Source organism: Streptosporangium sandarakinum (assembly GCF_050942225.1).
GTDB classification, from domain to species: domain Bacteria; phylum Actinomycetota; class Actinomycetes; order Streptosporangiales; family Streptosporangiaceae; genus Streptosporangium; species Streptosporangium nondiastaticum.
This window is the reverse complement of the sequence record NZ_CP192034.1, coordinates 1,652,645-1,678,712: the sequence shown is the minus strand read 5'-3', so window position 1 is coordinate 1,678,712 and position 26,068 is coordinate 1,652,645. Positions and strand designations below refer to the sequence as shown.

27 protein-coding genes and 1 pseudogene are annotated in these 26,068 nt (G+C 71.7%); 8 read left to right on the top strand and 20 right to left on the bottom strand.

Going from position 1 to position 26,068, the window contains the following annotated elements; genetic code table 11:
• Nucleotides 1–10: 10 nt before the first annotated feature.
• A complete protein-coding gene (locus ACQP10_RS07960; protein ID WP_433541125.1) occupies nucleotides 11–865 on the bottom strand; it encodes a helix-turn-helix domain-containing protein in 855 nt (284 codons plus the stop codon).
• 202 nt (nucleotides 866–1,067) lie between these two features.
• On the opposite strand from ACQP10_RS07960, the gene ACQP10_RS07955 reads away from it, so the two are divergent.
• The 3 genes from ACQP10_RS07955 (at nucleotide 1,068) to ACQP10_RS07945 (ending at nucleotide 2,521) form a co-directional block, all read left to right on the top strand.
• Entirely contained in the window at nucleotides 1,068–1,394 is a 327-nt protein-coding gene (locus tag ACQP10_RS07955) for a hypothetical protein (protein WP_433541124.1), read from the top strand.
• A complete protein-coding gene (locus ACQP10_RS07950) occupies nucleotides 1,391–1,810 on the top strand; it encodes an ATP-binding protein (RefSeq protein WP_433541123.1) in 420 nt (139 codons plus the stop codon). The genes ACQP10_RS07955 and ACQP10_RS07950 overlap by 4 nt, the downstream gene beginning before the upstream one ends.
• Nucleotides 1,811–2,041: 231 nt before the next feature.
• Nucleotides 2,042–2,521 (top strand): AAA family ATPase, encoded by a 480-nt coding sequence (locus ACQP10_RS07945; RefSeq protein WP_389993974.1) that lies wholly within the window; start codon nucleotides 2,042–2,044, stop codon nucleotides 2,519–2,521.
• Nucleotides 2,522–2,537: 16 nt separating this feature from the next.
• On the opposite strand, the pseudogene cysM reads toward ACQP10_RS07945, so the two are convergent.
• Nucleotides 2,538–2,640: pseudogene (gene cysM / locus ACQP10_RS07940) on the bottom strand (cysteine synthase B); the annotation flags it as partial.
• Nucleotides 2,641–2,820: 180 nt separating this feature from the next.
• On the opposite strand from cysM, the gene ACQP10_RS07935 reads away from it, so the two are divergent.
• Entirely contained in the window at nucleotides 2,821–3,390 is a 570-nt protein-coding gene (locus ACQP10_RS07935) for a hypothetical protein (RefSeq protein WP_433541122.1), read from the top strand.
• A 152-nt stretch (nucleotides 3,391–3,542) separates the two neighbouring features.
• Here the strand turns inward: ACQP10_RS07935 and ACQP10_RS07930 are convergent, their stop codons facing one another.
• The 5 genes from ACQP10_RS07930 to clpS all read right to left on the bottom strand — a co-directional run bounded on the left by ACQP10_RS07930 (nucleotide 3,543) and on the right by clpS (nucleotide 6,846).
• A complete protein-coding gene (locus ACQP10_RS07930) occupies nucleotides 3,543–4,490 on the bottom strand; it encodes a PLP-dependent cysteine synthase family protein (protein ID WP_179819176.1) in 948 nt (315 codons plus the stop codon).
• A 159-nt stretch (nucleotides 4,491–4,649) separates the two neighbouring features.
• Nucleotides 4,650–4,928 (bottom strand): MoaD/ThiS family protein, encoded by a 279-nt coding sequence (locus ACQP10_RS07925; RefSeq protein WP_179819177.1) that lies wholly within the window; start codon nucleotides 4,926–4,928, stop codon nucleotides 4,650–4,652.
• Between the two features lie 417 nt (nucleotides 4,929–5,345).
• Nucleotides 5,346–5,762 (bottom strand): M67 family metallopeptidase, encoded by a 417-nt coding sequence (locus tag ACQP10_RS07920; protein WP_346022104.1) that lies wholly within the window; start codon nucleotides 5,760–5,762, stop codon nucleotides 5,346–5,348.
• Between the two features lie 166 nt (nucleotides 5,763–5,928).
• Nucleotides 5,929–6,459, bottom strand: coding sequence for a DUF2017 domain-containing protein (locus tag ACQP10_RS07915; protein WP_346022103.1), 531 nt, complete (start codon nucleotides 6,457–6,459; stop codon nucleotides 5,929–5,931).
• Between the two features lie 117 nt (nucleotides 6,460–6,576).
• Nucleotides 6,577–6,846, bottom strand: a complete 270-nt coding sequence (clpS, locus tag ACQP10_RS07910; RefSeq protein ID WP_246424236.1) for an ATP-dependent Clp protease adapter ClpS — start codon at nucleotides 6,844–6,846, stop codon at nucleotides 6,577–6,579.
• Between the two features lie 57 nt (nucleotides 6,847–6,903).
• Between clpS and ACQP10_RS07905 the strand changes: the two genes are divergently transcribed.
• The 3 genes from ACQP10_RS07905 (at nucleotide 6,904) to ACQP10_RS07895 (ending at nucleotide 9,528) form a co-directional block, all read left to right on the top strand.
• A complete protein-coding gene (locus tag ACQP10_RS07905; protein ID WP_399499850.1) occupies nucleotides 6,904–8,193 on the top strand; it encodes a nicotinate phosphoribosyltransferase in 1,290 nt (429 codons plus the stop codon).
• A 4-nt stretch (nucleotides 8,194–8,197) separates the two neighbouring features.
• Complete coding sequence (locus tag ACQP10_RS07900; RefSeq protein WP_179819182.1) at nucleotides 8,198–8,770, top strand: isochorismatase family protein; 573 nt, start codon at nucleotides 8,198–8,200, stop codon at nucleotides 8,768–8,770.
• A gap of 125 nt (nucleotides 8,771–8,895) precedes the next feature.
• Nucleotides 8,896–9,528, top strand: a complete 633-nt coding sequence (locus tag ACQP10_RS07895; RefSeq protein ID WP_399499851.1) for a hypothetical protein — start codon at nucleotides 8,896–8,898, stop codon at nucleotides 9,526–9,528.
• Nucleotides 9,529–9,669: 141 nt separating this feature from the next.
• On the opposite strand, the gene ACQP10_RS07890 is transcribed toward ACQP10_RS07895, so the two are convergent.
• The 7 genes from ACQP10_RS07890 to ACQP10_RS07860 form a co-directional block, all read right to left on the bottom strand.
• Nucleotides 9,670–11,418, bottom strand: a complete 1,749-nt coding sequence (locus ACQP10_RS07890; protein WP_346022100.1) for a DEAD/DEAH box helicase — start codon at nucleotides 11,416–11,418, stop codon at nucleotides 9,670–9,672.
• Nucleotides 11,419–11,529: 111 nt separating this feature from the next.
• Nucleotides 11,530–11,961, bottom strand: coding sequence for a hypothetical protein (locus tag ACQP10_RS07885; protein ID WP_433541121.1), 432 nt, complete (start codon nucleotides 11,959–11,961; stop codon nucleotides 11,530–11,532).
• Between the two features lie 939 nt (nucleotides 11,962–12,900).
• Nucleotides 12,901–14,292 carry an MFS transporter gene (locus ACQP10_RS07880; RefSeq protein WP_433541120.1) on the bottom strand — a complete coding sequence of 464 codons (1,392 nt, stop codon included), beginning with the start codon at nucleotides 14,290–14,292 and terminating at the stop codon, nucleotides 12,901–12,903.
• A 76-nt stretch (nucleotides 14,293–14,368) separates the two neighbouring features.
• A complete protein-coding gene (locus ACQP10_RS07875) occupies nucleotides 14,369–15,400 on the bottom strand; it encodes a M43 family zinc metalloprotease (RefSeq protein ID WP_433541119.1) in 1,032 nt (343 codons plus the stop codon).
• A gap of 92 nt (nucleotides 15,401–15,492) precedes the next feature.
• On the bottom strand, nucleotides 15,493–15,744 hold the full coding sequence (locus ACQP10_RS07870; RefSeq protein ID WP_346022096.1) for a DUF3039 domain-containing protein: 252 nt from the start codon (nucleotides 15,742–15,744) through the stop codon (nucleotides 15,493–15,495).
• A 45-nt stretch (nucleotides 15,745–15,789) separates the two neighbouring features.
• The gene (locus tag ACQP10_RS07865) at nucleotides 15,790–16,599 is read right to left on the bottom strand and encodes a L,D-transpeptidase family protein (RefSeq protein ID WP_433541118.1); all 810 of its coding nucleotides are present in this window, start codon (nucleotides 16,597–16,599) and stop codon (nucleotides 15,790–15,792) included.
• Nucleotides 16,600–16,740: 141 nt separating this feature from the next.
• The gene (locus tag ACQP10_RS07860; protein ID WP_346022094.1) at nucleotides 16,741–18,333 is read right to left on the bottom strand and encodes a DHA2 family efflux MFS transporter permease subunit; all 1,593 of its coding nucleotides are present in this window, start codon (nucleotides 18,331–18,333) and stop codon (nucleotides 16,741–16,743) included.
• Between the two features lie 148 nt (nucleotides 18,334–18,481).
• On the opposite strand from ACQP10_RS07860, the gene ACQP10_RS07855 reads away from it, so the two are divergent.
• On the top strand, nucleotides 18,482–19,216 hold the full coding sequence (locus ACQP10_RS07855) for a TetR family transcriptional regulator (protein WP_346022093.1): 735 nt from the start codon (nucleotides 18,482–18,484) through the stop codon (nucleotides 19,214–19,216).
• A 34-nt stretch (nucleotides 19,217–19,250) separates the two neighbouring features.
• Here ACQP10_RS07855 and ACQP10_RS07850 read toward each other — a convergent pair whose 3' ends face one another.
• From ACQP10_RS07850 to ACQP10_RS07825, 6 genes are all read right to left on the bottom strand, one after another.
• On the bottom strand, nucleotides 19,251–19,829 hold the full coding sequence (locus ACQP10_RS07850; protein WP_179819192.1) for a YqgE/AlgH family protein: 579 nt from the start codon (nucleotides 19,827–19,829) through the stop codon (nucleotides 19,251–19,253).
• A gap of 107 nt (nucleotides 19,830–19,936) precedes the next feature.
• A complete protein-coding gene (locus ACQP10_RS07845) occupies nucleotides 19,937–21,349 on the bottom strand; it encodes an NAD-dependent malic enzyme (RefSeq protein ID WP_346022145.1) in 1,413 nt (470 codons plus the stop codon).
• Nucleotides 21,350–21,432: 83 nt separating this feature from the next.
• A complete protein-coding gene (locus tag ACQP10_RS07840; RefSeq protein ID WP_399499853.1) occupies nucleotides 21,433–22,062 on the bottom strand; it encodes an AAA family ATPase in 630 nt (209 codons plus the stop codon).
• A 191-nt stretch (nucleotides 22,063–22,253) separates the two neighbouring features.
• The gene (locus ACQP10_RS07835; protein ID WP_179819194.1) at nucleotides 22,254–23,189 is read right to left on the bottom strand and encodes a tetratricopeptide repeat protein; all 936 of its coding nucleotides are present in this window, start codon (nucleotides 23,187–23,189) and stop codon (nucleotides 22,254–22,256) included.
• A gap of 116 nt (nucleotides 23,190–23,305) precedes the next feature.
• Nucleotides 23,306–24,973 (bottom strand): acyl-CoA mutase large subunit family protein, encoded by a 1,668-nt coding sequence (locus ACQP10_RS07830; protein ID WP_179819195.1) that lies wholly within the window; start codon nucleotides 24,971–24,973, stop codon nucleotides 23,306–23,308.
• Between the two features lie 261 nt (nucleotides 24,974–25,234).
• Nucleotides 25,235–25,768 carry a MarR family winged helix-turn-helix transcriptional regulator gene (locus tag ACQP10_RS07825; protein WP_346022091.1) on the bottom strand — a complete coding sequence of 178 codons (534 nt, stop codon included), beginning with the start codon at nucleotides 25,766–25,768 and terminating at the stop codon, nucleotides 25,235–25,237.
• Nucleotides 25,769–26,068: the final 300 nt, after the last annotated feature.

The window sequence follows — 26,068 nt, the reverse complement described above, 5'->3', positions numbered from 1 at the left end:
GTCACGGCAGCTAACCGAGCCGAGCAGCCATCTCCTCAATGAGAGCCCGAGAGGCGTCCGGCGCCAAAGCCTGAGCACGAAGGTGGTCAAAAGCAACTGTATATCGATAGATATCCCCCTCCTGCTCTACGTAGATGCTGTCCGTCAGGTTCTCCAGAAAAACGACGTCCGGATCAGCGGACTCAGGAAACTGAAGGATCTCAAATGCCCCGCTCGTACCTGGGTGAGCCCCGACCGCGAACGGCAGGACCTGCAGCGTGACGTTGGGCGTCTCCATCAGGCCGAGAAGCCGTTCGAGTTGGGAGCGCATCACAGAAGGCCCGCCGACGGTTCGGCTGATGACCGCCTCGTCGATGATCGCCCAAAGACGCAAGGGCTCGGTTTTCGTCAGGAGTGCCTGCCGGGCCATGCGGATCTCGATACGACGCTCCATCTCTCCAGGTGGCGCGAGAACGAATCCGGCGCGGATGACGGCGCGAGCGTAGTCCTCGGTCTGGAGAAGACCGGGCATGACGATGGGCGCGAAGCTTCGCACCGAAGCTGCCTCGGCCTCCAGTCCGATGTAAGCGGCGTACTCGCTGGAAAGGTCGTTGTAAGCCTGCCACCAGCCCCTCTTGCGGGCGTCTCGGGTCAGCCGGAGAAGCTCCTCGCGCTTGGAGCCGTTGACTCCATAGAGGCCAAGAAGACTTTCGACGTCCTTGGGGACCACACCCACCCGGGATGTCTCGATCCGCGAGAGCTTGGTCGCGGACCAGCCGAGCCACTCTCCCGCCTCCTCCAGCGTCAACTGAGCGCGTTCACGAAGGTGACGAAGCTCGGCTGCCAGACGACGCCTCCGCACCGTGGGACTCCCGGGCTGCCTCATCGATTGCCCTCCCCCTGATCGCCGCTAACAGTAGCGGCTCGTTGACCGACAGTGCTGGAGATTACTGAGAAGCAAATTTGCTCTTCCAGTAGCGCTGACGTCGCCGCTCATTCATGCTCTCCGTACACAGCACGTGACTCTTAGTAGGAGTAGATGTCACACCCAGCGGCTATGCGATCCAGGAAGGGCGGACGGCATGAGGATGAACGATCCCCAAGAGGGAGGCGGGCGGCTGGTGGAGTTGGCCTGGGAGTTGAACGATCTCGGGTTCGACTCCGTCGTCCGCCTCCCGCCCGGCCGCAGGCCCAGCATGGAGTTCTACCTCCCGCCGGGGCCGCCCAGGTCCGTCACCACCCAGCACGGCCGTACCACCACCTTCACCTGGCCCGGCAGCCCCGACCGGCGGGCCCGCAGCCGACCGGACCACGACCGATCGGACCACGACGAGCCAGATGACCTCCTGCCGCACCCGGCACGGCGAAGCCGGATGCGTGAGCTGGCCGAACGGCTCGCAGAGGCCGTCCGGTGAGGGCGTTAGGACTGCTCGGGCAGGTGGAGCTGCCCGCCGAGGTCGCCGCCGTCCCCCGGATGCGCCGTTACGTCCGTGACCTGCTGGACGACACCGAGCACCCGCACACCGACGACGCCCTCCTCCTCGTCACCGAACTGGTGACGAACTCCGTACGGCACTCCGACTCCGGCCGCGTCCCCGGTGGCCGGGTCGTGGTCGCGGTCGCCAACCATGCTGGAACGCTCCACATCGACGTCATCGACGCCGGATCCGAGGGGTGCCGCCCCGCCCTGCGGCCGGACATCGACGGTGACGGCAGTGGCGGGCGCGGCCTGTGGCTGGTCCAGGAGCTGGCCACCGCCTGGGGCTGGTACGAGACCGCCGCTGGCCGCGTCGTCTGGTTCCAGCTCTCCGCCCACCGATCACCGCTCTGAGGAGCACGGCGAAATCCCCTGGGAGCGGCTTCCAGCGAGCGATGATCACCCCACGACGCAGCTCGTATCCCTGACAGCGCCCTCCCCCGCCCACGCCCAGCTCGGCGAGGCCGTCACCCGCCTCACAGAACAGGGCTCCACGCCGAACCGGTTCTCATCGGCAGCCACCACTAGCCGGAAGCCGACGGATCGTCAGCCGACCCGATCAGGGCGGCGCGGTAGTCTCGGCCGATGGCGAAGATCTTGGTCACGGGCATGTCCGGCACCGGCAAGTCCACCGCGTTGGAGATGCTGGCGGCCCGGGGTCATCGCGCCGTCGACACCGACAGCGACCGGTGGAGCCACTGGGTGGTGCTGCCGGACGGATCCACCGACTGGGCGTGGCGGGAGCCGGCCATCGACGACCTGCTCGCCGGTCACCGTGAGGGCGCCCTCTTCGTGGCGGGCTGTAAGACCAACCAGGGGCGGTTCTACCCGCGGTTCGACCACATCGTCCTGCTCAGCGCTCCCGCTGAGATCATGCTCGTCCGCATCGCGACGCGAACCAACAACCCCTTCGGCAAGCGCCCCGAGGAACGTGAGGCCATCCTGCGCGACCTGGCCGAGGTGGAGCCGTTGCTCAGGGCGACCTGCACCGCCGAGATCGACGCTTCCGCGCCGATCGACAGGGTCGTCCAGCAGCTTGAGGAGCTGGCACGGACGACGCCGTGAGCAGCGGGGTATGGCGTCAAGCCCAGAGCCGGCCCCTCCAGGCGTTCCTCGGCCTCGTCCAGGGTGCCCTCATAGGCGCCGGTGGGCAGGCACTTCCAGCCGCCGTCGGCCACCACGAACACGAGTCTGCCCGCTCCCCCGCCTTGACGACCTTCCCAGGGATACGACCGCAGAGATCCTCCACTTAAGCAGCGCATTTGAACAGGTCAACCGGCATGCCGCCCGCCTCCTCCGAACACTTTGCCCACTATCGGCGAACCACGGGCGAAGACCACACCGATCCCTTACGGTGACGGATCGTGAACAGTGAGTCATGCGCGTACGTGGACGAGTCCATGCGCGTTGGTGCGGGCCTCTACGTGCTGGCATCCGTGATCGTCCCCAGTCGCCGAGCCGACATGTATCGGACGGCTCTCCGCGCGTTGCTCCTTTCCAAGCAACCCCGTCTGCACTGGCGGGACGAAAAGCCGAAACGCCGGCTTGAGATCGTTCATGCACTCGCCGAACCACCGCTCGAAGTGGTCGCGGCCGTAGGAACGGACATGCCGCCATCGAAGCAGAAGCGTGCACGACGCAAGTGCATGGATCGCCTCTACTGGCGACTGTCCCAGCTACGTCTGCACCACGTGGTCATGGAAAGGCGTGGTCCCACGAATGACAGGGAGGATCTCGACATGGTGAACGCTCTGCGTGCGCAGAACGTGCTGCCTGACGAGATGCGCGTCGAGTGGTGCGACCCTCTGAGCGAGGAACTGCTCTGGCTTACCGACATCCTCGCGGGCGTCATCGCGTCGGCGGCCGCAGGTGAGGCAGATCTGATGACGGCCTTGAGAGCCGAGCTGGTCATCGATCGGCTCCGCTGCGATTGATCCAAGAAAGCGCGAAGCCCGGGGTCCTGTCAGTTCCGGCAGTAAACCCGGGCTCACTTCCTCTCCCCCTAGCAGGGGGCGGCACCCCGATGGTACCCCGCTCCAGCCAACTCACGCACACTTTCCGTTGCCGTACGGAAACAGAAAGTGCGTCAGGCCCAGAGCTGGCCCTCCAGGCGTTCCTCGGCCTCGTCGAGGGTGCCCTCGTAAGCGCCGGTGGACAGGTACTTCCAGCCGCCGTCGGCCACCACGAACACGATGTCGGCCCGCTCCCCCGCCTTGACGGCCTTGGCCGCCATGCCGAGCGCGGCGTGCAGGGCGGCGCCGGTGGAGACCCCGGCGAAGATGCCCTCGGTGGCCAGCAGCTCCCTGGTACGGCGCAGCGCGTCGCCGGAGGAGACCGAGAAGCGGGTGGTCAGCACCTCGGGGTCGTACAGCTCGGGGATGAAGCCCTCGTCGACGTTGCGCAGGCCGTACACCAGCTCGCCGTAGCGGGGCTCGGCGGCGACGATCCTGATGTCGGGGACGCGCTCGCGCAGGAAGCGGCCGACGCCCATGAGGGTGCCGGTGGTGCCCAGGCCCGCGACGAAGTGGGTGACGGTCGGCAGGTCGGCGAGGATCTCCGGGCCGGTCGTCTCGTAGTGGGAACGCCAGTTGGCCGGGTTGCCGTACTGGTAGAGCATCACCCAGTCGGGGTGCTCGGCGGCCAGGCCCTTGGCCACCCGGACCGCCTCGTTGGAGCCGCCGGCCGCCGGGGAGGAGATGATCTCCGCGCCCCACATGCGCAGGAGCTGGCGGCGCTCCTCGGAGGTGTTCTCCGGCATCACGCAGATCAGCCGGTAGCCCTTGAGCTTGGCCGACATGGCCAGCGAGATGCCGGTGTTGCCGCTGGTGGGCTCCAGGATCGTGCAGCCGGGCTTGAGCAGCCCGTCCTTCTCGGCCTGCTCGATCATCCACAGCGCCGGACGGTCCTTGATCGAACCGGTCGGGTTGCGGTCCTCCAGCTTGGCCCAGACCCGCACGTCCTCCGAGGGGGACAGCCGGGGCAGGCCGACCATCGGGGTGCGGCCGACCGAGTCGATCAGTGAGTCAAAGCGCATGGTGTGGCTTCCGCGTCATCCTTCGTGGCGTCCCGGCGCCGGCCGGCCTCGGCGGCGCGACGGGACCTGGAGAGTGGCGCGTCACCGGCCCGCCGGAGGGCCGGTGACGGCGGAGGGCCGTGTGGATCCCCGCTGCGGCGAGGACCCACGAGGCAGGGCCTAGCGGGCGCCGCCGGCCACGGCGGGCAGCACGGTGACGGTGTCGCCGTCGGAGACCGGGGTCTCCAGGCCTCCCAGGAAGCGGACGTCCTCGTCGTTGAGGTAGACGTTCACGAAGCGGCGCAGCGCGCCCTTGTCGACCAGGCGGTCCCGCAGCCCGGGGTGCCGGGTCTCCAGGTCGCCGATCAGCTCCTCAAGCGTCGCGCCCTTGGCGTCGACGGCTTTGGCGCCGTCGGTGTAGGTGCGCAGGATGGTCGGAATGCGAACCTCGATGGCCATCGCGGGTCAATCTCCTTGTGTCGTCATGAGAGTGCCGCCCTCCGGATCAGAACACCGGCGGGCACGGGGGGATTCCGGGAAGGGTTTCGGGGAGGGCTTCGAGAAGCCGCGACTCAGCGACAGTCGTAGACGACGACGGTGGGAGTGTGCGCGAAGAGGTAGGTCTGCACGGGCGCCAGGCCCTCATGCCGGGCCCGCGCGCGGGGACGTGACAGCATGTCGGTCCTCCTGGCTCGGGTCGATGGTCGGCGTGGTCAGTTTACCGAAAAGGATGATTACGCCCTATGCCGGTGTCCACCGGTGAGCGTCGATCCGCGCTCCGGGCAAGGGCACCCCGCGGCGCTGGAGCCCGACGGCCGGTCCGCGGCTCGCGCGAGCGAAATCGCGCCCGTACGGCGGGCACACGTGCGGCGCGGGTCACGCCGGGATGATCTTCACCTCTTCCTCCTCCACCACGCCCTCGATGATCCGGTAGGAGCGGAACTCCGCGTCCTCCCCCAGTTCCTCACGGGTGGAGACCAGCACGTAGTGGGCGCCGGGCTCGGAGGCGTAGCTGATGTCGGTGCGCGAGGGGTACGCCTCGGTCGAGGTGTGGGAGTGGTAGATGATCACCGGCTCCTCGTCGCGGTCGTCCATCTCCCGCCAGACGCGGAACTGCTCCATCGAGTCGAAGCGGTAGAAGGTGGGCGACCGCTCGGCGTTCTCCATCGGGACGAACCGCTCGGGAGTGTCAGAACCGGCCGGACCGGCGACCACCCCGCACGCCTCGTCCGGGTGGTCGGCCCGGGCGTGGGCGATGATCTTGTCAACCAGTTCCCGCGAGATCGTGAGCATGCCTGGAAGGTACCAGAGCGCCCGGGAAGAGCCGTGTCGTGACCTGGGGAGGGAGCCCGGGACACCCCGGACCTGCCCGGGTGGGCCGAAGCCCGGGAGGCGCCGCGGCAAGGGACCCAGGACACCCGGGACGGGCCCCAGGTTCGAAAGGAGGACCCGCGGCGCGTCAGAGGGCGCGGACCAGGGTGTCCTGCAGGTAGGTCAGCCAGTCGTAGGTGACGTACGCCGGATACCGGGGGTCGTCCTCGGTGAGCCCGGCGAACTCCTCGTGGACGTCCTCGGTCACCTCCAGGCGGGTGCCGAGTGCCAGCCGTACGTCGTTCAGGGCGCGCAGCCACGAGTGGGCCTGCTCGCGGGTGAGGTCGACCCGGCCCGGCGCGGCGCTGTCGAGCACGGCCTGCGCGTCGGCCCGCTTGCCGTCGCGCAGGGTCGCCTCGGTGTAGCGGCGGAACTCGGCGGCCTCCCCGTCGTCCTCGTACGCCGAGGGGAACAGCCGGGCCAGCACCGGGTCGCCGGGCGGCTCGGCCGGGCCGGAGGGTCCGATGCCGAGGGCGCGCTCCAGGGGGTCGTCGCCGGTCTGCGCCGGTTCGATCAGGTCGAGGATCTGGGCCGCGAGCGAGCGCAGGATCGAGACCTCGGCGTCCTCGAAGACGGCGATCACCCCGCCCTCGCGTCCCCGTTTGAACCCCGAACTCACCGGCCGCCCACCACCTTCACTCGCCTGCCCTCACTCGCCTGCCGTCGTCCGCCGCCGCCGGCCCCGCGACGGGTCACCGGGAGAACCCGGCCCCGGAGGACCTCCACGCGGCGCGGCTCACGAGTCGTGCTGCACCGTGGCCCACAGGCCGTAGGAGTGCATGATCTGCGCGTCGCGCTCCATCTCCTCGCGGGTGCCGCTGGAGACCACGGCCCTGCCCTTCTGATGCACGTCGAGCATGAGCTTCTCGGCCTTCTCCCGTGAGTAGCCGAAGACGGTCTGGAAGACGTACGTGACGTAGGACATGAGGTTGACCGGGTCGTTCCAGACGACGGTCACCCATGGCAGGTCGGGCCGGACGTCCGACTCCGGACGCTCGACCTCCATCGGAGCGATGCCACCCACAGGAACAGTCTGCCCTACCGCCCCCATAGTCTTCGAATCGTGAGTACTTCCACGAGCAGTGCGTTGCTGACCGACCACTACGAGCTGACGATGTTGCAGGCGGCGCTGCGCAGCGGGGCGGCGTCCCGCCGCGCGGTGTTCGAGGTCTTCGCCCGGCAGCTGCCCGGCGGACGGCGGTACGGCGTGGTCGCCGGGATCGGCCGGGTGCTCGACGCGGTGGAGGACTTCCGGTTCGGTGACGAGGAGCTCGCGTTCCTCCGTGACAACCAGGTGGTGGACGAGCCGACCCTCGACTTCCTGGCCGGCTACCGCTTCTCCGGCGACCTGTACGGCTACCGCGAGGGCGAGTGCTACTTCCCCGGCTCCCCCATCGTGACCGTCGAGGGCACGTTCGCCGAGGCCGTGCTGCTGGAGACGGTGATCCTGTCGATCCTCAACCACGACAGCGCGATCGCCACCGCCGCCGCCCGGATGGTCCGCGCCGCGGCCGGGCGGCCCATCATCGAGATGGGCTCGCGCCGTACCCACGAGATGTCCGCGGTCGCCGCCGCGCGCGCCGCCTACCTCAGCGGCTTCTCCTCCACCTCCAACCTGATGGCCGGCCACCTGTACGGCGTGCCGACCGCCGGGACCGCGGCCCACGCGTTCACACTGCTCCACGACTCCGAGCGGGGCGCCTTCCAGGCGCAGATCGCCTCGCTCGGCGCGGGCACCACGCTGCTGGTGGACACCTACGACGTCGCCGAGGCGGTGCGGACCGGCGTGGAGCTGGCCGGTCCCGAGCTGGGGGCGGTGCGGCTCGACTCCGGCGACCTGTGCGAGATCGCGACGGAGGTGCGCGAGCAGCTCGACGCGCTGGGCGCGCACAAGACCCGGATCATCGTCACCAGCGACCTCGACGAGTACGCCATCGCGGCGCTGGCCTCGGCCCCGGTGGACGGCTACGGCGTCGGGACCTCCCTGGTCACCGGCTCGGGGGTGCCGACGGCCGCGATGGTGTACAAGCTCGTCGCCCGCGAGGACGCCTCCGGGGTCCTCGCGCCGGTGGCGAAGCGGTCGGTGGGCAAGCCCAGCCGCGGGGGCCGCAAGTGCGCCTTCCGGCGGCTCGACGCGTCCGGTACGGCGGACGCCGAGCTGGTCGTCACCTCCGGGCTGGAGCCCTCCGGCGCCCGGCCGCTCCAGGTCCCGCTGGTGCGCGGCGGTGAGGTCGTCGGCCGGGAGAGCCTGGAGGCGTCACGCGCCTGGCACCGCGAGGTCATGGCCGAGCTGCCCGCGGCCGCCCATCATCTTTCCCGGGGCGACGCCGCGCTTGCGACCGTGTTTGACTAGCTTCGTGACGAATGCACTGATCATCGTCGATGTCCAGAACGACTTCTGCGAGGGCGGCAGCCTGGCGGTGAGCGGAGGGGCGGAGGTGGCCGCCGCCATCTCGCGGCACGCCGCCGCCCACCGCTACGACCACGTGGTGGCCACCCGTGACTTCCATGTGGACCCCGGCCCCCACTTCGCCGCCGAACCCGACTACGTCGACTCCTGGCCCGCGCACTGCGTGGCCGGGACGCCGGGGGCGGAGTTCCACCCGGCGCTCGACGACTCCCTGGCCGAGGAGGTGTTCAGCAAGGGCGCCCACGCCGCCGCCTACAGCGGCTTCGAGGGCGCGGCGCCCGACGGCACCCCCCTGGGCCGCTGGCTCGCCGACCGCGGCGTGGACTCGGTGGACGTGGTCGGCATCGCCACCGACCACTGCGTGCGCGCCACGGCGCTGGACGCGGCGGCGGGCGGCCTGGCCGTACGGGTGCTGCTCGACCTGACCGCGGGGGTGGCCCGGCCGACCACCGACGCGGCGCTGGCCCGGCTGCGCGCCGCGGGGGTCGTGCTCAGCGGCGAGCCGGTGGTCCGCGCCTGATCGGGTGCGGCCGGTGATCCGTTCGTAAAGGACGGTCACGGAACGTCCAAGGCGGACACCGCCGACCGCGGCAGGAGTATCACGGAGAGCGCAAGCGCTCTTCGATCTCATGGTGGTGTCCGCCCATGCTGCTGCTCGGTGTCTCCTGGCTGGTCCTGGCCCCCCTGTCCCTGTGGCTGCTGGTGCGCGGCCGGGGCTCGGCCCGAGCCGGGGCGGTGCTCGCGCTGGCCGGGCTGGAGGCGGCCACCGTCTGGGTCAGCGGCGGCGGCCCGGGGATGACCGGGCCCCGGGACACCGTGGCCGTGGCCGCGGCCGGGCACGCGATCGCCCCGGGCACGGCCGGGCCCGGAGCCGTCGCCGGGCACGGAAACGCGGCGGCCCGCTCGGGGACGACCGCCCCGGCGCGTTCCGCCGTGCCCTGTGCCGCCCGGCCCGTCGTGCCGGAGCGCGCGGCGCTGGTCCGCCGCGCGGGTGAGCCGCGTGCGCTGCGGCTGTTCTGGCCGGCCTTGGCGGACGAGTGCCGCACCGCCACCGTGCTGCTGCGCCGGGAGGGCCGTGAGGTGCGGATCTGGCTGCACGCGGGCGCCGACGGCGCCGGGGGCGCCATGGAGCACCGCCCGGCCCTCGCCCGGACCGTCCCGGTGACCGTGTCGGACGGCGTCGCCTCCGTGCGGGCGCGCCTGACGCCGCCGGTCCGGGGCGGCCTCCGGACGGTGGACGGCCGCAGCGGCCTCCTCATCGCCCTCGACCGGGCCTGACCGCCGAGGTCGAGCGGACCTGAGCCGGGAACGATCAGTCCGAGGCCGGACGGACCCGAGCCGGGAACGGCCGGTCCGGGGTCAGGGCGAGCCCGCACCGGGGATGCCGGGGACTCCGGGGACGAGCACCGGGCCGGCGGGTCAGCGGCGCTGGGTGGCCCACTGACGGATCCGGTCGATCCGCTCCTGGACCTGCTCGGCAGTGGCCTGCGCGATGGCCGGGCCGCCGCAGGCCCGGCGCAGCTCGGCGTGGATGACGCCGTGCGGCTGGCCGGTGCGGTGGTTCCACGCCCCCACCAGGCCGTTGAGCTCACGCCGCAGCTCGGCGATCCGCTCGTGCGGGGCGAGCTCCGTCTCCTTGGGCTCGGGCTCCTTGCGCTTGGCCCTGAGCTGGTCGGACTGGCGCTTGCTCAGCAGGGTCCGCACCTGGTCGGGCTCCAGCAGGCCGGGCAGGCCGAGGAAGTCCTCCTCCTCGGGCGAGCCGGGCTCGGCGCCGGTGCCGAACTCACCGCCGTCGAACAGCACCCGGTCGAAGGTGGCGACCGCCTCCAGGGTCTCGAACGGCAGCTCGTCGCCGAGGACGTCGGGGTTGTCCTTCTTGCGCTGCGCGTCCTCCAGGAGGAAGTCGTCGAGCCCCTCCTCCGCCGGCTTGCGGTCGAGGACGTGGTCGCGCTCGGCCTCCATCTCCCCGGCCAGGCCCATCAGCGTGGGCACCGAGGGCAGGAACACCGACGCGGTCTCCCCCCGCTTTCTCGCCCGGACGAAACGGCCGACGGCCTGGGCGAAGAACAGCGGGGTCGAGGTGCTGGTGGCGTACACCCCGACCGCCAGGCGGGGGATGTCGACGCCCTCGGAGACCATCCGGACCGCGACCAGCCAGCGGTCCTGCGAGACGGAGAACAGCTTGATCTTCTTGGACGCGTCGGGGTCGTCGGACAGCACGACCGTGGCGCCCTCGCCGGTGATCGAGCGGATGTGCCGGGCGTAGGCGCGGGCCGTCTCGTGGTCGGTGGCGATGACCAGGCCGCCCGCGTCGGGGACGCCCCGGCGCACCTCGGTCAGCCGCCGGTCGGCCGCTTGGAGCACCTGCCGGATCCAGTCGCCCTTGGGGTCGAGCGCGGCCTTCCACGCCTGGCCGAGCTGGTCCTTGGTGAGCGGGGTGCCGAGCGTCGCGGCGATCTCGTCGCCGGCGCGGGTCCGCCAGCGCATCTCGCCGGCGTAGGCGAGGAAGATCACCGGCCGGACCACGCCGTCGGCCAGCGCCGGGCCGTAGCCGTAGGAGTAGTCGGAGAGGCTGCGCCGGACGCCCTCGCCGTCCTCGGCGTAGGTGACGAACGGGATGGGGTTGACGTCGGACCGGAACGGCGTGCCGGTCAGCGCCAGGCGGCGCGCGGCCGGCTCGAACGCCTCGCGCACGCCGTCGCCCCAGGACTTCGCGTCGCCCGCGTGGTGGATCTCGTCGAAGATGACGAGGGTCTTGCGGGCCTCGGTGCGCGCGCGGTGCAGCGCCGGGTGCATCGAGACCTGGGCGTAGGTGACGGCCACCCCGATGTAGTCGCGCGAGGTCGCGCCCTGGCTGTTCTTGAACTCGGGGTCGATGGGGATGCCGACCCTGCCCGCGGCGTCCGCCCACTGCCTCTTGAGGTGCTCGGTGGGTGTGACGATCGTCACAGCCCGGACGATCCCCCGTGACAGCAGGTCGCTCGCGATGCGCAGCGCGAAGGTGGTCTTGCCGGCGCCGGGCGTGGCGACCGCGAGGAAGTCGCGCGGCGCGCGGCGGCAGTAGAGGTCGAACGCCTCCTGCTGCCAGGCACGGAGCTTCGGCGCGGTGCCCCAGGCTGCGCGGTCGGGGTACGAGGGGGACAGGTGGGATGCGGCGGAAGTGCTCACAGTGTCCCCAGCGTAATCTGAGTCGCCGACAGGACGTGCCGATCCGGTGAGATGCTCGCCAATATCGCCTCCGGGTGCTAAAGGACTCCGGACACCGTACGGTGCCGCCCCCTAGCGGATTCCGGCCACCACCGTGTCGAGTTCGGCGCGCGTCCGGGGGTCGTCCGGCTGGGCGGCGGCGAGCACGACCACCGACGGCCCCGTCTGGCCCGTGAGGAACACCACACGCAGGTAGGCCGGACGGTTGACCACGTCGCGGTACTCCGCCCGGAGGGTGCGGTTGTAGCCCGTCCGCCCGCCCACGGTGACCTCCCGGTCCTCGACGACCTTCACCTCGTCGCCGTGCAGCAGCAGCCTGCCGTACAGGTCGGCGAGCCGGACCGTCTCCTTGCGCGCGTCGGTCACCGGATCGGCCGGCCTGGTCAGCACCGTCACCAGCCCGTCCCGGCCGGCCACGGAGGTGAACCCGGTGACCGGCGGCGGCCCGCCCGTCCGCCAGCCCTCGGGCAGCGGGTAGCGCACGCCCGCGGCGGGGTCGCTCACCGCGGCGGGTCCCGAGGACGACGGCAGGGTCCGCAGCAGGAGTGCGGCCCCCCACGCGACGGCCCCGCCGGCGACCAGTACGGCCAGCAGCCCGAGCAGGACGCGGCGCAGCGGGCCGGAGACACGGGCGGGGGCGGGGGCCGCGGGCGCGCCGTACCAGCGGGCCGAGGGGGCAGGTCGTCCTCCTTCGGCACCCCGGCGAGCCCGCCGTACCGGCGGGCCGGGGCGGGGAGGTCCTCCTCCTTCGGCATGCCCGCGTGCCGCGCCCGGCGGGGCCTGGCGGGCGGGGGCGGAGGCGCGGGCTCCTCGGCGATCCGAGCCCGCTCCCCGGCGAACCGGACGTCCTCGGCGGGCTGGGCACGGTGCTGGCCTCGTCGCCCGCGCTCCTCGGGCGGCCACACCCGGCTGTCGCCTCCGGGACTTCCGGGACCTCCGGGATCTCCGGGACCTTCGGCTTCCCGGGACGATCGGGAATCCCGGGCGTCGCGAGAGCCCCGTAACCCCCGGAACATCCGGAACCCCCGGAATCCCGGGGGGTCGTGGTCGTCCGGCGTCCAGAACTCCTCGAAGTCGCGGGGCGCCCCCAGCCCGAGCCGGGGGCGGGGGGGCTCCGCGGGCTGCGAAGGCCCTCCGGGTTCCTCCGGGGGGTGCGGGCGTCCGCCGGACTCCTCCGGCTGCGACGCCCGGCGAGGCCGTTCGCCCACGACGACTCCCTCCGGTGGTCACGGTCATCCCCGTCCTACCATGCCTTCCGGACGGCGATCAGGCCATAGACCGATCAGGAACCGCCGCGCTCTTTCGCGGCCTCTCCGGATGCCCGCGTGACCCGGACGGTGGTCCGCACGGCGGGCCGGACGTGTGCCGGCAAGAGTCATCGGCGCGAGGGCCCGCCGGGAGGAGCCACGGGCGGGCGACGGCCCCTGAGAGGGACCGTCGCGGTCAGGAGGCGGGCTCGCGCATGCGGGTGGCGATGATCGTGCCGAACAGCGCCACGGCCGCCGTCAGGACGACGATCATGGTGTATCCGGTGCGGATGTCGTCGTGGCCGATCAGGTTGATCAGGACGCCGCCGAAACCGATCATGAGCGCGCTGCCCAGGGTGTCGACGACCTGGAGGGCGGCGGAGTTCGCCCCCTGCTCCTCGTCGGGGGACTGGCGCATCGCGGTGACGTTGATGCTCGCGGTGCCGATGCCCATGCCGAACCCGGCGATGATCCACGCGGGCACGTCGATCCAGCCGGTGACGCCCGGCACCAGGGACAGCAGGGTCAGCAGGATGCCGACGGTGACCGCGGCGGAGGCGATCCGCACCAGCAGTGCGCGGTCGTAGTCTCGGCGGCTCTGCAGGTAGGAGCCGGTGGACCAGCCCAGCGCGCCGGTGGTGAGGGCGATCCCGGCCTCGGTGACGTTGAAGCCGCGCACCGAGGTGAGCGCCAGCGGGATGAAGGAGTTGACCCCGAAGAACGCCGAGGACAGCAGGCCGCGCATCATGATCGTGGTGGGCAGGCCGCGGCCGAACCGCAGCGCTCCCGCGGGCAGCAGCCGGGGCAGGCCCGCGGCCAGCCCGGCCAGACCCGCGACGGCGGCGACGCCGCCGGCGATCGGGGCGGTGTGCAGGCGGTCCACGCCGTACAGCAGCACGCCGGCGCCGACGGCGGTGGCCGCCGCCGACAGGGTCATCGCCAGCGGCCGGGAGCGGGGGCCGGTGGCGGGCACGGGCGCCGGCCCCCCGCCGGTGCGCAGCGCGGGCAGCAGCATCAGCATGGCGGGGAGCACCAGCGGCACGATGCCGTAGAAGACCCAGCGCCAGCCGAACAACTCGGCGATGACGCCGCCGACGCTCGGCCCGATCAGCGCGGGCAGCACCCAGGCCGCCGACAGCGCGGCGAACACCTTGGGCCGGACCACCGGGGGGTAGACCCGGGCGATCATCACGTACGTCGCCACGATGGTCGCGCCGCCGCCCATGCCCTGTACGGCGCGGGCCACGATGAACAGCTCCTTGGAGCCGGCCGCGCCGGCCAGGGCCATGCCCACCACGAACAGGCCGACTCCGAGGAGGAACGGCGCCGCGTGCCCCCGCCGGTCGGACCACAACCCCGCGACGACGTTGGCGAACAGGCCGGCGATGAGGAAGGCGGAGAAGCTCATGCCGTACAGGTCGAGCGCGTGGAGGTCTGCGGAGACGGCCGGCATGACCGCGCCGACGGACATGCCCTCGAACGCGATGAGCGTGACGACGAGGAGGATGCCGAGTGAGGCGGTGCGGTGTTCGGGGCCGAAGATACGAGGGGGTTCGTACGGAGTCTCAACCGTCTTCGGTACTGTCACCTGACAAGGGTAGTGTCCGGCTCCGCGAGCGGCGTCCGCCGGTACGCCGTGCCCGGTCTGGGCCCGGTGGCCGCGTCTATTCGCGCGGCGTCTCAGGTCCCGGCTCCGTGGGCGGCGCCTGCCGGTAGGCCGTCCACATCTCCTGCATCCTGGTCGCCTGGCCCTCGGTGAACCCCGACATGCACCGGTCGTGGGCGTAGTCCATGAAGTTGTGCACCGGGTCCGCGCCGTCGCCGGCGCAGGTGTCCTTGTGCACCGGGCAACCCTGGGTGGGCAGTCCCTCGGACGGGGTGTCGTCGATGGTGTCGCCCAGCGGCAGGCAGCCGTTCTCGAAGGTGTGCAGCAGCCCGAGCCAGTGGCCGATCTCGTGGACCCCGGTGAAGCCGCGGCCGAAGTTGCGCAGCGACCCGCCCGGCAGGGTGCGCCAGTCGAGGACCACGCCGTCGCCCGCGGGGTCGCCGGCGTACCAGTAGGGATAGGTCGAGTAGCCCAGCACCAGCCGGCCGAGCTGGGCGACGTAGAGGTTGAGGGTCTCCTGACCGCCCCGGCGCATCCGCTCCAGCGTCTCCGGGCGGCCCAGGGGGTCGCGGAACAGCACGGGGTCGTCGACGCGGGTCAGGCCGTCGAGGCGGAACCTGATCCCGGTGTCGGCCCCGCCGTACCGGCCGCCGTAGGCGGCGTTGAGCGTGGCGACCTGGGCGCGCACCGCGTCGTCGGGCGCGCCGAGGGAACCGGCGGTGATGACGTGCGCCCAGACGGGCACCGTGACGGGGGTCCAGCTCAGGCCCGCCGGGCGCGGCAGCCTCGCCTGGCGTGCCCGCAGGTCGGCCAGCATCTCCTCGGCCTGGACCCGTCCGGAGCCGTTCGGCCCGGCGGGCGCGCCGGGGAGCGGCGCCCGCACGCCGGGGTACGGCGCCCGCGCCCACGCGGCCTCGGCCCGCGCGCCGGAGAGCGACGCCCGTACGGCCGGCGGGCCGGGGATCGGAGCCCCCGCGGTCTCGGCGCACCGGGCCGGGCCGGCCACCGCGGACGGCCGCGACGGCACGCCGGGAGCGGAGCCCGCCGCCGACACGCACATCACGAGAACGGCGATCGCGCGCCGAGCCATGCACTCCCCCGACAGGTCACCCCGGCCGGTCGTTCGCCGCCGGGCGACATCCGACCTTAGCCTGAGCCGCGGCGATCAGCCGCGAGCAACACTCACTCGCCGCCGGAGTCCTCGCCCTTGGGGAGGCCCTCGTAGATCTCCTTGCACTCGGGGCAGACCGGGAACTTCTGCGGGTCGCGGTTGGGCACCCAGACCTTGCCGCATAGCGCGCGCACGGGGGTGCCGCTCAGCGCGCTCTCCATGATCTTGTTCTTCTCGACGTAGTGGGCGAACCGCTCGTGGTCGCCGTCACCGTGCGAGAGATTCGGCCGGACGTCGCTCTCAGGGAGAATCTTCGTGCTCACCTTGCAGAGTTTATGCCCGCATCCGGCCGGTCGCCGCTGCGGCGCTCACCGGCGGGGCGCGGGTTCCGCCGTCCGCCGCTCCGGCGCGGACCGACGGACGTGGACCGGCTCCCCCGGCTGCGCCAGGCGGAAGAGCGGCACGGCGTTGTGCAGAGGTATGCGGGCGCAGCCGTGGGAGGCGGGGTAGCGCGGGACGAGCGTGGAGCCGTGGATGGCGATGCCGCCGTTGAAGTAGACGGGGTAGTACATCGCGCCGAGGTAGCCCATCGACCAGCCGCGTACCCGCTTCCCCACCCGGAAGTCGCCGGTCGGGGTGTCGGCGAACCCGCAGTGGCCGCGTTCGCAGTAGGACCGCTCCGCGCCGGTGGACACGTGGCTGACCAGCACGGGCCTGTCGTGCCGCCAGACGGTGAGGAGCTGGCGGCGCAGGTCGATCTCCACCCTGGACGGCTCCCCGTCGCGCACCAGCGGTCTGATCCGCGCCGGGCGGACCAGCGCCTCCCAGGTGGGGGTGTCGACGCGGTCCACCGGGCGAATCCCGTTGGCCTTCTGGAACGCCCACACGGCCGTGCGCATCCCGGAGTCGTAGACGGGGGTGGGCGGGCCCACGTTGAACCCCAGCTCGTTGAGCCGCTTCTTCACCGCGACGATCTCCCTGCCGGGGTCGGCGCGGTCACCGATCTCCTTGCCGGGGCCGGCGCGGTCGCCGAACCGGAGGACGGGCGGTCCCGGCGGAGGGACCCCGCGGGAGTCCCGGGGCGGCACGGCGCCGGCGCGAGCCGGAGCGGTGGCGAGGATCATCGTGGAAACGGTGATCAGTGCTGCGATCCCGAAACAGTGGTTGATCGTTCTCATGTCTGACGTCTAACCGTTCATGGGAACCCCCAACCCCCTCCCCGGTTGCGTCACCGCAGCTCAGAGCCGTGAAACGGGTACGGCTCCCACCCCGGCGGGCGGGAGCCGCACCCGGGCGGGAGCCGTATCGGGACCGGTGGGTCAGCCCATGTGGATCGGGGCGTCGGCGGTCTTGCGGCCCGCCCTGACGAACAGGGCGAACACCGCGGCGAGGACCGCGACCGCCGTGCTGACCGTGAAGCCCAGGTGCATGCCGTCCAGGAAGGACAGGTGCGAGACGTCGGTGATGCCCTGGACGACCTGCTCGGGAATGCCGGGCATCTGCTGGGCGGTGGGCGCGTTGCCGTACTGGGCCAGTGCCTTCAGCGGCTCGGCCTGTGCGGGCGGCAGCGCCGGGAGCTTGGCGTCGGCCCAGTGCTGCGGGTAGACGTCGGCGACCCGGGCCGAGACGATCGCGCCGAGGATCGCGGTGCCGAGCGCGCCGCCGACCTGCATGGCCGACTGCTGGACGCCGCCGGCGACGCCGCTGAGCTCCTCGGGCGAGTTGCCGACGATGATCTCGGTGGCTCCGACGAAGACCGGCGAGAGCCCGAAGGCCAGCAGCACGAACGGGATCGCGCTGTCGATGAAGGCGGCGTCGAGGCTGAGCCGCGACAGCAGGAACATCGCCAGGGCGGTGACGAGCATGCCGCCCGAGATCGTCACCCGGGGTCCCAGCTTGCCGATCAGCACCGCGGCGAGCGGCGAGGCGAAGATCATTCCGGCGCTCATCGGCAGCATGCGCAGGCCCGAGTCCATGGGCGAGAGCCCGTGCACGCCCTGGAAGAAGAACGTCAGGAAGAACATCGCGCCGAACATGGAGAACGCGACCAGCACCATCAGGCCGGTGCCGATGGAGACCGAGGCGTTGCCGAAGAGGCTGAGCGGCACCAGCGGCTCGGCGGCGCGCGACTGCCACCACACGAACGTGGCGCCGATCACCACGGTGGCGACCAGGAAGGCGATGGTCAGCGGGTCGCCCCAGCCCCACTCGGGGGCCTTGATGATGGCCCAGACCAGGGAGAACATCGTGAGCGACAGCAGCACGACGCCCAGCCAGTCGACCTTGGACAGGGTCTGCGCCCTGCTCTCGACGAGCACCCACAGGCCCACGGCCAGGGCGACGGCGCCGACCGGGACGTTGATGAAGAAGACCGACTGCCAGCTCACGTGCTCGACGAGCAGGCCGCCGACGATCGGGCCGGCGGCGCTGGACAGGCCGATGATGCCACCCCAGGCGCCCATCGCCGTCTTCAGCCGCTCACCGGGGAAGGCGACGCGCAGCAGCGCGAGCGCGGCGGGCTGCAGCATCGCGCCGAACAGGCCCTGGAGCACGCGCAGCGCGATCAGCATGCCGACCGAGGAGCTGAGACCGATCGCGAGCGAGGAGAGCGCGAAGCCGGCGACCCCGACCAGGAAGATCATCTTGTGCCCGAACAGGTCACCGAGCTTGCCGGCGGTGATCAGGAACACCGCGAGGGCGAGCAGGTAGCCGCTGGTCACCCACTGCAGGTCGGCGAGGGACGCCTTCAGGTCCGTGGCGATCACCGGGTTGGCGATGGCGACGACGGTGCCGTCGAGCATCACCATGATCACGCCGAGCGAGACCGCGAGGAGGGTGAGCCACGGATGTCGCTGTTCCGGCGATGGACCGGTTTCCGGCGACGGCGCGGTCACCGTCTTGGCTTCTGCCATGAGAACTCCCCCTTGGGCTCGGCCGCCCCGGATGAGGCGTCATATGGGAGTAATTTATGGCAGTCACTGACAACTGACAAACTATTTACTTTGTCACCCCATGACATGTGGCACACTGTGAACACCACGTTTCGAAGAGGTGACATGGATGAGCCGGCCCGGCCTGCGTGAGCGCAAGAAACAGAAGACGCGGCTGGCACTGATCGACGCGGCTCTCGACCTGTTCGCCGAGCAGGGATACGACGCCACGACCGTCGACCAGATCGCCGCCGCGGTGGACGTCTCCCCCCGCACCTTCTTCCGCTACTTCGCGACCAAGGAGGACGTCGCCCTCTCACTGGACGCCGACGGGCAGGAGATCCTGCTCGCCGAGCTGGCCGCCAGGCCCGCGGAGGAGCCCCCGTTCACCGCGCTGGGCCGCGCGATGAACACTATGATCACCATACTGGAGCAGGGCGACACCGCCGACCGGAGCAGGTTCCTCAAGGCGCGCGAGCTGATCGAGGCCACCCCGGCGCTCTTCGCCGGCGGCGTGCGCATGATGATGCAGAACGAGCGGCTGCTGGTCGCCGAGATCGCCCGGCGTGAGGGCATGAGCCCCGACGACCTGCTCCCGCACTTCGTCGTCTCGCTGTTCACCTCCGCCATCCGGGTGGGCCTGGAGGCGTGCGGGCCGGGCGAGCTCAACGACCTCTCCGACCTGACCCGGCACGTGGAGCGGGTGCTGGAGCTGGCCGAGCGCTCACTGCGCCCCGGCTGGGACCGCCCCGCGCCCGGCGACGGTACGGCCTCCGGAGCGGGCCCCGGCTCCGACTCCGGTGAGGGCACGGCCGGGGACGGCCCCGTCCCGGACGGGGACTCCGGCTCGGGCCGCCGGGGGTAGACCCCGACGGCGACGGCGGCGCCGGCCGTACGGGCTAGTTCATGGAGGGGTCGTCGGGGCAGGTCGCGACGTAGGCCAGCTCGCCCGGCTGGCGGCGCAGCACCGCCCGCCACAGCGAGCCGGGGTCGGGGTAGAACGTGTCGCCGGGTTCGGCGTCCACGACGTACCAGGCGCCCTCCCCGATCTCGGCCTCCAGCTGCCCGGCGGTCCACCCGGAGTATCCCGCGAAGATCCGCATCTGGGCGATCTCACCCGCGAGGATCTCCGGAGGGGCGTCGAGGTCGACCGTGCCCAGCCGCGACACCGCCGGGGTGCCGGCGTGCAGCCGCCGCCAGCCGAGCGGCTCCTGCCCGCTCGGGACCGCGGCCAGCGCCAGGGCGCTGTCGGTCTGCACGGGACCGCCCTGGAACAGCACGGACGGCCCGGTGACCATCGTGTCCCAGGTCGGCAGCACCTGCGTCACCGATATGTCGCTCGGCCGGTTGAGCACGACGCCCAGGGTGCCGCCCTCGGCGTCGTGCTCCAGGATCAGGACGACGCTGCGCCGGAAGTTGGGGTCGTCGAGTTGCGGCGCGGCCACCAGCAGCCCACCGACGTAGATCGCTTCCGCCATACATCCATGATGAGGGGTACGGACCGCTTCGCGCCGCTCACCCCGGCCCGGATTCTCCGCGAACCGCCCGGGAATCGTCCCCCGGGCGGGGAGACCCTACGTCTCGGTCACGCCTCGGTCATGCCGCTGCGCGCCCGGCCGCCCGCCGACTCGCGCACGGCCGCCGCGACGGCGCCGGCCACGTCGGCGTGGAAGACGCTGGGGATGATGTAGTTCGGGCCCAGCTCCTCGTCGGTGACCACGGCGGCCAGCGCCTTGGCCGCCGCGAGCAGCATCTCCTCGCTGACCAGGTTGGCCTGGGCGTCGAGCAGGCCGCGGAAGACGCCGGGGAAGGCCAGCACGTTGTTGATCTGGTTCGGGTAGTCGGAGCGGCCGGTGGCGACCACCGCGGCGTGCTCCCGGGCGTCGTCCGGGGAGATCTCGGGCTCGGGGTTGGCCAGCGCGAAGACCACCGCGTCGTCGGCCATCGTGGCGATGTCGTCGCCGTTGAGGATGCCCGGGGCGGAGACGCCGATGAACACGTCGGCGCCCTTGATCGCGCCACGCAGGTCGCCCGCGTAGCCCTCGGCGTTGGTGTGGTCGGCGATCCACCGCAGCGTGTCGTCCAGGTCGTCGCGACCGCCGTGCACCGCGCCGAGGTAGTCGCAGACGATCATGTTGCGCGCGCCCGCGGCCATCAGCAGGCGCAGCACCGCCGTACCCGCGGCGCCGGCGCCGGCGAGGGTGATGCGGACCTCGCCCAGCTCCTTGCCGACCACGCGCAGCGCGTTGGTGAGCGCGGCGAGCACGCAGATCGCGGTGCCGTGCTGGTCGTCGTGGAAGACCGGGATGTCCAGCAGCTCGCGCAGCCGCCGCTCCACCTCGAAGCAGCGCGGCGCGGAGATGTCCTCCAGGTTGATGCCGCCGAAGCCGGGGGCGATGAGCTGGACGGTGCGCACGATCTCGTCGATGTCCTGGGTGTCCAGGCAGATCGGCCAGGCGTCGATGTCGGCGAACCGCTTGAACAGCGCGGCCTTGCCCTCCATGACCGGCAGCGCGGCGGCCGGGCCGATGTTGCCCAGGCCCAGAACGGCCGAGCCGTCGGTGACGACGGCGACGCTGTTACGCTTGATGGTGAGGCGGCGGGCGTCCTCGGGGTTGCGGGCGATGGCCATCGAGACCCGGGCGACGCCGGGGGTGTAGGCCATGGACAGCTCGTCACGGTTGCGCAGCGGCACCTTCGACTTCATCTCGATCTTGCCGCCGAGATGCATGAGGAAGGTGCGGTCGGAGACCTTGTGGATGACGACGCCCTCGACCTCGCCGAGGTTGTCGACGATCGCCTGTGCGTGCTCGGTGTCTCTCGCGGCGCAGGTCACGTCGATGCGCAGGGTCTCGTGGCCGGCCGTGGTCACGTCGAGCGCGGTGACCACACCCCCGGCGGACTCTACTGCGTGGGTGAGCTGGCTGACGGCCTTGCCGCCTGCCGGCACCTCAAGGCGCACGGTGATGGAGTACGACACGCTCGGCACGGTGGCCACAGTCATCCGCTCCTTTGCGACTGACTTGCTACAAGGATGCATCCATCGTGCCATCACCTGACGAGTGAACGGGCCCACCTCGGTCAGCTCAGCGCGGTCGAAGCGGTCACAATGACCTCCACGCACGTGTCGACCGGGATGGTCGTGCTGTCGAGCACGAGGTGGTACAGCGTCGCCGAGGCCGGGTCGGCGCGGTAGAAATGGCGGACGTAGGCGGTCCGCGCCCGGTCGGCGTCGCGCACCAGCCTGCGCGCCTCCCCCTCGGAGACTCCGGTCAGCGTCGCGGTCTGGAGGACCCTGCGCGCCACCGGGGCGTCCAGCCGCACGTGCAGCGCGCCGGGGTGGTCGGCCAGGACGATCGCCGCGGCGCGGCCGAGGAACACCCCGCCCCGCTCGCGCGCCGTCCGCCTGATCACCCGCTCGGTGTGGGTGACGAAGTCCTCCGGGAGCGGCGGCGTCGCCCCGGGGAGATAGACGTCGAGGCCGCCGAAGGTGACGGCGGGGAGCCGCATGACCCCCGACAGCAGCATGGACAGCCCGTGCTCGGCCCGGTCGTCGCGGGCCAGGGCCTCCTCCAGCGTGCAGCCGAGGACCTCGGCCACCTCGCCGGGGATCGCCCGGTCCACGAAGGGCACGCCCAGGCGCCCGGCCACCGCCGGACCGATCACGCTTCCGGCGGTGCCGTACGTCGCGGAGAGGGTGACGACCCGCATGACCGGTTGATGCCCCGTGGGAGCGCGTTCAGCATTCTCCGCGCCCGCCGCGTCGGCCGGTTTCCGGAGGCGTCCGCCGCACCGGGGCCGGATCGTCCGGCGGCGCCCGCCGTACCGGGGACGGAGCGTCCGGCGGCGCCTCGTCCGGGGCCCGGGGCGCCGCCGGGCACCCCGGAAGTCCCCGGCGGCGCTCAGAAGAGGGCGCTGGCGAGGTTGCGGCGGGCCCGGGCGAGGGACGGGTCCTCGGCGGGCAGCGTGTCGAACAGCCCGAGCAGGTGCACCCGGGCCCGGTCCCGCTCCTCGCCGGAGGTGCGGCGCACCACCGCGACGAGCCGGTCGAAGGCGGCGTCCACCTCGCCGGAGAGCATCTCGAAGTCGGCGGCCAGCAGCTGGGCCTCGATGTCGGCGGGGTCGGCCAGGCGCCGCTGCACGTCGGCGGGGTCGACGTCCTGGGTCCGGCGGATCAGGCCGAGCCCGGCCAGGCCCAGCTTGGCGTCCACGTCGTTCGGGGAGCGGGCCAGCAGCCGCTCGTAGGCGGCCACGGCGCCGTCGAGGTCACCGGCGTCGATGGCCTGCTCGGCGGCGATGATCTCCGGTTCGGCCTGCGGCTCCGGGGCGGCCTGGTCGCCCTCGGGGGCGCCCTCCCCGGGCGGCGGGAGGTACTGGGCCAGGGCCTGCATGAGCTGCGCCAGCCAGTCGCGGAGCTGCTCCTCGGTGGCGATGCCGGGTGCGACCGCCACCGGCTGCCCCTGGAAGATCGCGTAGACGGCGGGGACGTTCTGCACCCGCAGGGCCTGCGCGATCTGCGGGCTGGTCTCCACGTCCACCCGGACGAGGACCCACCGGCCGGCGTTCTCGGCGGCCAGCTTGTCCAGCAGCAGGCTGTACTCCTTGGCCTGCTCGGCGCGGGTCACCGTGAGCTCCAGCAGCACGAGGCTGTTCATGGAGCGTTCGACGACCTCCGTCGCGAAGGTGGCGTCATCGGCGTGGATCACCTGCGCCGCGGTCCCGCCGCCCTCCCGGGCGGCGGCCTCGCGCTTGGCCTGCGCCTCCATGGCCTGCTTGCGCGCGCCGAGATCCACGGCACCGTACAGCGATCCGGGTCGTTTGAAGTCCGCTGGGCTCATGACTCCAATCCTGCCGTATCCCGTAGGCGGCGCAGAATCGCCACCCTGGGTTCGCCTCCCTCCGGGCCCGCTCCACGGCGGGCCCGGAGGGAGGCGGTGGCTCTCGGCGGGGGCGCTCAGAAGCGGGCGGGCTCGCTGTAGACGCCCCACACCCCGCGCAGGGCGTCGCAGATCTCACCCAGCGTGGCCTCGGCGCGGACCGCGTCCAGCATCGGCGGGATGAGGTTGCCCTCGCCCGCGGCGACCCGCGTCATCTCGGCCAGCGCCGCGTCGACGGCCTTCTGGTCGCGGGCGGCGCGGCGGTCGGCGAGGACGCGGTTCTGCTCGCGCTCGACCTCGTGGCTGACCCGCAGGATCTCCAGCGGCTCCTCGACGGAGGAGGTGTGGCAGTTGACCCCGACGATCCGCTTGTCGCCCTTCTCCAGCTTGCGCTGGTAGTCGAAGGCGGCCTCGGCGATCTCGGTCATGAACCAGCCGTCCTCGATGCCGCGCAGGATGCCGGAGGTCATCGTCCCGTCGGAGCCCATGTCGCGGATCTTCTGGAAGATCGCCTCGGCCTCGGCCTCGATCCGGTCGGTGAGCGCCTCGACGTACCACGAGCCGCCGAGGGGGTCGGCGACGTTGACGACCTCGGTCTCCTCCATGATCACCTGCTGGGTGCGCAGCGCGATCTCGGCGGCCTTCTCCGAGGGCAGCGCGAGGACCTCGTCCAGGGCGTTGGTGTGCAGCGAGTTGGTGCCGCCGAGCACGGCCGCGAGCGCCTCGACGGCGGTGCGCACCACGTTGTTGTACGGCTGCTGCGCGGTGAGGGAGACCCCGGCGGTCTGGGTGTGGAAGCGCAGCCACTGGGCCTTGTCGGTCTTGGCGCCGTAGACGTCGCGCATCCAGCGCGCCCAGATCCGCCGCGCCGCCCGGAACTTGGCGATCTCCTCGAAGAAGTCGATGTGCGCGTCGAAGAAGAAGGACAGGCCGGGCCCGAAGACGTCGACGTCCAGGCCCCGCGACAGGCCGAGCTCCACGTAGCCGAACCCGTCCGCCAGGGTGAAGGCCAGCTCCTGCGCGGCCGTGGAGCCGGCCTCGCGGATGTGGTAGCCGGACACGCTGAGCGGCTTGTAGGCCGGGATCTCGGCGGCGCAGTACTCCATCAGGTCGCCGATCAGCCGCAGGTGCGGCTCGGGGGCGAACAGCCACTCCTTCTGGGCGATGTACTCCTTGAAGATGTCGGTCTGCAGCGTGCCGTTCAGCCTGCCGACCGGCACGCCCTGCCGCTCGGCGGCGACGACGTACATGCAGAAGATCGGCACGGCCGGGCCGCTGATCGTCATCGAGGTGGTGATGTCGCCGAGCGGGATGCCGTCGAAGAGCAGGTCCATGTCGAGCGCGGAGTCGATCGCCACGCCGCAGTGGCCCACCTCGCCGAGCGAGCGCGGGTCGTCGGAGTCGCGGCCCATCAGCGTCGGCATGTCGAAGGCGACGCTCAGCCCGCCGCCGCCCGCGGCGAGGATCATCTTGTAGCGCTCGTTGGTCTGCCGTGCGTTGCCGAACCCGGCGAACTGCCGGATGGTCCATGTCTTGCCGCGGTAGCCGGTGGCGTGCAGGCCGCGGGTGAACGGGTACTCCCCCGGCCAGCCGATGCGCTCCATCCGCGGGTCGTCGTTCTGGGGCCCGTAGACGGGCTCCACCTCCAGCCCCGACAGGGTCCGGAACTCCGTCGGCCGCCTGGCCGTCCGGTAGAACCGCTCCTGCCAGCGCGCCCGTCCTGCCTCGATCTCCTCGGCGTTCATGCCCACTCCCTTGTACGGCTCGCGGCTCGTGTGCGGCTTGTGGCCTCGTGGCTCGTGGCCTCGTGGAGGACGTCGGCGGACCGCCGCTCGTGACGGGCTGGACCCGGGACACCCCCCAGGAGAGATACTAGGACGTCCTAATAATTTCCGGTCAAGGCGCAGGGGAAGAAACGGGAGCCGCCCCGGGAAGACGCGGGTGCCTTCGCCGGGAAGGCGAGACCGCCGCCGGGAGGGCGCGGGAGCCGTACGGCCCGCCGGGACTCAGTCCGCGAAGTCGCCGGCCGCCACCCGCAGCGTGCGGAGCAGGCCGAACATCTCCTCCAGCTCGGCCTCGCCGTACATGGTCATGGCGAAGCCGTCGGCCATCAGGTCGGCGGTGGCCTCCTCGACGACCTCCCGGCCCCTGTCGGTGATCTCGGCCAGCACCCCCCGGCCGTCGCGCGGGTTGGGCATGCGCCGGACCAGCCCGGCACGCTCCAGCCGGTCGACGGTGTTGGTCACGCTCGTGGGGTGGACCATCAGGCGCTCGCCGATCTTCGACAGCGGCAGCGACCCGGTCCTGCTGAAGGTCAGCAGCACCAGCGCCTCGTAGCGGGCGAAGGTCAAGTCATGCGGTTTGAGTAGCGTGTCCAGTTGCGAGAGCAGGATCTGGTGCGCTCTCATGATCGATGTGACGGCGGCCATGGCCGAGGACGGCCCGAAGTGAACGCGCCACGTCCGGGCGGCTCGCTCGATGGGGTCGAACGGCAGATTCAGCTGACCTGTAGCCACAGAGCTACGGTAGCGCGAGCTCATCCCGGTTCGCCCGTATACGTAGAGTCACAAGATTGACCGCTTCACCAAGAACCCGGGCGCCAAACGTCACGCTCAGTTATGGTTCCCACATCGAATGGTGAGGGCGCGGCCAAAGTCGCGCCGTCTCAGTCCGGCTGCGGGGGATGCACGCCGGACCGGTTGCCGAGGGGACCGGCCACCGCACATTCACAGCACGGGGGGTGCTTGATGAACGACGATCCGATGGCGCTCGTGCGCCACGTGAGCTCATGGCCGGCCGACGCGGCGTGGATGCGTTCCACGCACGCCGGTGCGTGAGCA